General features: G+C 47.8%; 3 protein-coding genes. All 3 read left to right on the forward strand.

Going from position 1 to position 3,913, the window contains the following annotated elements; all coding sequences use genetic code 11:
* Positions 1–285: 285 nt before the first annotated feature.
* Positions 286–936, forward strand: a complete 651-nt coding sequence (locus tag V6D20_11630; GenBank protein HEY9816433.1) for an ATP-binding cassette domain-containing protein — start codon at positions 286–288, stop codon at positions 934–936.
* Positions 933–1,733: an iron export ABC transporter permease subunit FetB gene (gene fetB / locus V6D20_11635; GenBank protein HEY9816434.1), complete on the forward strand. Its 801-nt coding sequence runs from the start codon at positions 933–935 to the stop codon at positions 1,731–1,733. Before V6D20_11630 ends, fetB begins: the two co-directional genes overlap by 4 nt.
* Before the next feature lie 877 nt (positions 1,734–2,610).
* The coding region (locus V6D20_11640) for a PAS domain-containing protein (GenBank protein HEY9816435.1) at positions 2,611–3,913 on the forward strand (1,303 nt) is incomplete at its 3' end.

The raw sequence follows: 3,913 nt of genomic DNA on the forward strand, positions 1-3,913 counted from the left end.
AGCGCCGCTATCGAACCAATGAGGCAGCTATCCGATATCTCATCGCTAAAGCTTTTAAGAAAGAGTTTGCCGAGCAAGTCATGAGATCATCTGGATCAAGATAGCGATCGCTTATCAAATCACTCTTAATCTTAGATTGATTAAGCATTCAGATTGATTAAGCATTCAATTTATATCTTGCTAACACGGTTTATCTTTCATAGCCTTGAAAATGCTGTAAAACTGTTTATATGAATCATCTCACAATTCATGCCCAGCAGCTATCCTCCTCAAAAATTGAGTGTCATGCCTCTGCTTACGGTGCAACGTTTAGGGCGGCAGGTTCAACATCGATGGATTTGGAAAAACCTTCAGTTTGATCTATATCCAGGCGAGAATCTGGCCATCACTGGAGCATCTGGATCGGGCAAGAGCTTGTTGCTGCGATCGCTCGCCAATCTGGACCCTATACAAGAGGGGCAACTCTGGTTTCAAGGCAAAGTTCTTTCTGCCTATACAGAACCCTACTACCGCAGCCAAGTTATTTACTTACATCAACGGCCAGCATTAGTAGAAGGAAGTGTCGAAGATAATTTACGCCAAGTCTATCAATTTAAGAGTCATCGTCACCAATCCTTCAATCAAGATCAGATTCTTGCCTATCTTTCTGCCCTAGGACGAGATGCTAGTTTTCTCCTGCGCCCCAGTTCAGCATTATCAGGAGGAGAAGCGCAAATTGTTGCATTCATTCGAGCCTTGCAGCTCTCTCCCCAGATTCTACTATTGGATGAACCTACCGCGTCTCTGGATCTGGAAACGGTTTACGCCTTAGAAACTCTTGTTCACTATTGGCAGAAGACTGACCCAAACCGCGCCACCATCTGGACAAGCCATACGTCCGAACAAATCAACCGTGTCGCACAACGACATATTCATCTTCAGCCGCTGGGATCATGAATGAAACCTATCTAGCCATTGGCAATGTTCAGCTTATCTTAGCCACCAGCTTGCTTCTGATCAACATTATAATTTCTGTTGTATTGCAGCTTGGCTTAGGCAGACAGCTTTGGATTGCTGGTATTCGAGCAGTTGTCCAGCTTTTACTCATTGGCTATGTTCTAGAGTGGGTATTTACCCTAGAGAATCCTCCTCTTATTTTGCTCGTAGGATTGATTATGACGACGATGGCAGGGCTCTCGTCTGTGCAGCGAACCCGTCGTCGATTTCAGGGAATTTATTTCAACAGCATTTTATCCATTCTAGTATCCACAGCCTTGATCACCGGCATCACTATCACCGGCATCATTCACGTTGATCCTTGGTATGATCCCCAGTATCTTATTCCTCTACTAGGCATGATTTTAGGCAACGCTCTCACCGGAATTACCTTGGCGATCGATCGCTTTATGGACGATCTAACCACTGGGCGCGATCGCATTGAAGCCATGTTGGCCCTAGGTGCAACTCGTTGGGAAGCAGCCCATGACAGCATTCGTGTAGCTCTACGGACAGGTATGACTCCCACGATTAATTCGATGATGGTCATGGGGATTGTGAGCCTGCCGGGAATGATGACGGGGCAAATTTTAGCGGGGGCTAGACCGACGGATGCTGTCCGCTATCAAATCATCATTTTGTTTGCGATCGCAGCAGCTACGGCTCTTGCCAGTATAGGAGGCGTATTACTAGCTTTCTTGCGACTCTTCAGCACAACTCATCAACTTCGGCTCGATCGCCTCCGACGACTCCCATAATGACTTGGGATCAACACAGCCGCGATCGCGCCAGTCTTGAGCAAGGCAGGTGCACTACTTCATCTGAGCATAAACTATCTTAAAAGATTCTGCTAAAAATAGCAGGATGTACCGTCGAACCGCTGTACTACGAACACATTTTAGGTCACTCCAGGAGAACTGTAGCGTAAATAACATTATTGGCACTTTAAAAAATTCTGGTTATGTATTGCAGATAACATTCTGGTTATGTATTGCAGATAACATTATTGATGTATTTGTCTATACATCACGACACAGCGTTGGCTCCATCAAGCATCTTGCCAAACTCCTGATCAACAGCTATGGGTATGAGATCAAGCGCTTATACATCAAGGCTTTATAGGTATCGAAGAAGACGTCTACCTAGGCTGGGTAACGGAACAAAACCTTAATTCTTTTGAGAGATCTTTAATTTTTCACAACTTTGTTTCCTGTAACTTCAAATAAACTTTGTATTAAATTGGTATTAAGATAGCGTCCATACAGTCTCACACTGGATCAAAGTAGGAACAGTTAGGTTAATCTGATTAAAGTTGACCATGGGGCTTTTACTAGATACCCCTTTAGTAGTCAACACCTAGTCTCTATAGGCTAATGAGCTCCATAGAATCAGGGTTTTAAGGAGAGTCCATCTATACTCTGCTTCACGTAGCCTGCATCCTAGGCATCAGTAGAGAAACATATTCGGCAGCTCCATGGTAAGCGCCGGCTTGGATAGGGGGTCATCAACCTGTAGTCTCCTAAGAGAGGGCTGCAACGTTACTGCCTAGATAAATCGTAGTAATTAATACATTGAGCGTGGCGATCTAGGTGTTTCAAGCAAGACGACGTTACTTGTTCCCTCCCGTAGTGCTGTATGCAAAATTCTTACCAGGTTTTACTTGTCGAAGGCGATCGCCTCAACCGATCCTCTATGGTTCAGTGGCTTCGACAATCGCTGCTGCCGCTGACGATTGATGCTGTAGACACCCAGAAAACAGCGACCCATCATTTGCGATCGCGCTCCTACGATCTCCTGCTCATGGGAGTGTCACCCAATCCACCGAAAGCCTTTCAATTAAGTCCCCTCAAAGCGATCGCCCCCGATCTCCCCATCATTGCCCTTGGGCACCTGCAGCACTACGACCACCTCACCGCTGCGCTACAGCAAGGTGCTCACAGCTATCTGATTTACAGTCGCATCGATGCTGATCTCCTAGAGGTGACCCTGCGCAACGCCCTACAGCTACCGGTTGTGGCAGCATCGGCGGCCCAGTTGAGCATCGCGATCCCCGGCAATCACTGCATCGATCATCCCCTGCGCATGATCACCGACACCCTGCCAGGGGTGGTATTTCAGTACCATCTATCGCGGGATCATCAGCATCAGCTGAATTTCATTAGCGAGGGTGTTCAGACTCTCTTTGGCTATTCTGCAGAGTTCGTGCTGGCGGATGTGAATCGCTTTTGGGACTTAATCCTCCCCGATGACGCGGAGTTGCTACAGCTAGTTTTCGAACAATCTCAACAAAACCTCACGCCTATCCAGCAGGATTTTCGCATCCGATCTAGGGATGGTTCCGTGAAATGGGTACAAGCGCGTTCCAAGCCGACTCGCCAAGCCGATGGAACGATCACTTGGTGCGGTATTCTACTGGATATTAGCGATCGCAAACGCTTAGAAGAGAAGCAACAGCAGGATCAAGCTGCCCTGCAACAGGTCACCGAACAATTTGAAGCGATCGCCTCCAACCTACCAGGCACCGTCATCCGCTACCTGCTGCGCCCCGACGGAAGCGATCAGATTCTTTACGCCAATCCTAACTGCCGAGAGTTGTGGGAGTTAGATGTCGTTCAAATCCAACAAGACATTAGCCTCCTTTGGCAACAGGTTCATCCCGACGACCTAGGAGACATGCAGGCCTCCATCTATGCCTCAGCCCACAGCCTAGAAACTTGGCGGCACGAGTGGCGAATCACCACACCATCTGGACAGAAAAAATGGGTGGAAGGCGTCGGCCGCCCCAGCCAACAAGCCGACGGGAGTGTCATTTGGGATACCGTATTTCTGGATATCAGCGATCGCAAAGCCGCTGAAGCCGCCCTACAAACACTGGAAGCCACCCATCGCGTCTTGATTGAAGCTGTTCCTGACTTACTGCTCACCATCCGAGCTGACG

The sequence above is a fragment of the Candidatus Obscuribacterales bacterium genome, from assembly GCA_036703605.1.
Classification (GTDB): domain Bacteria; phylum Cyanobacteriota; class Cyanobacteriia; order RECH01; family RECH01; genus RECH01.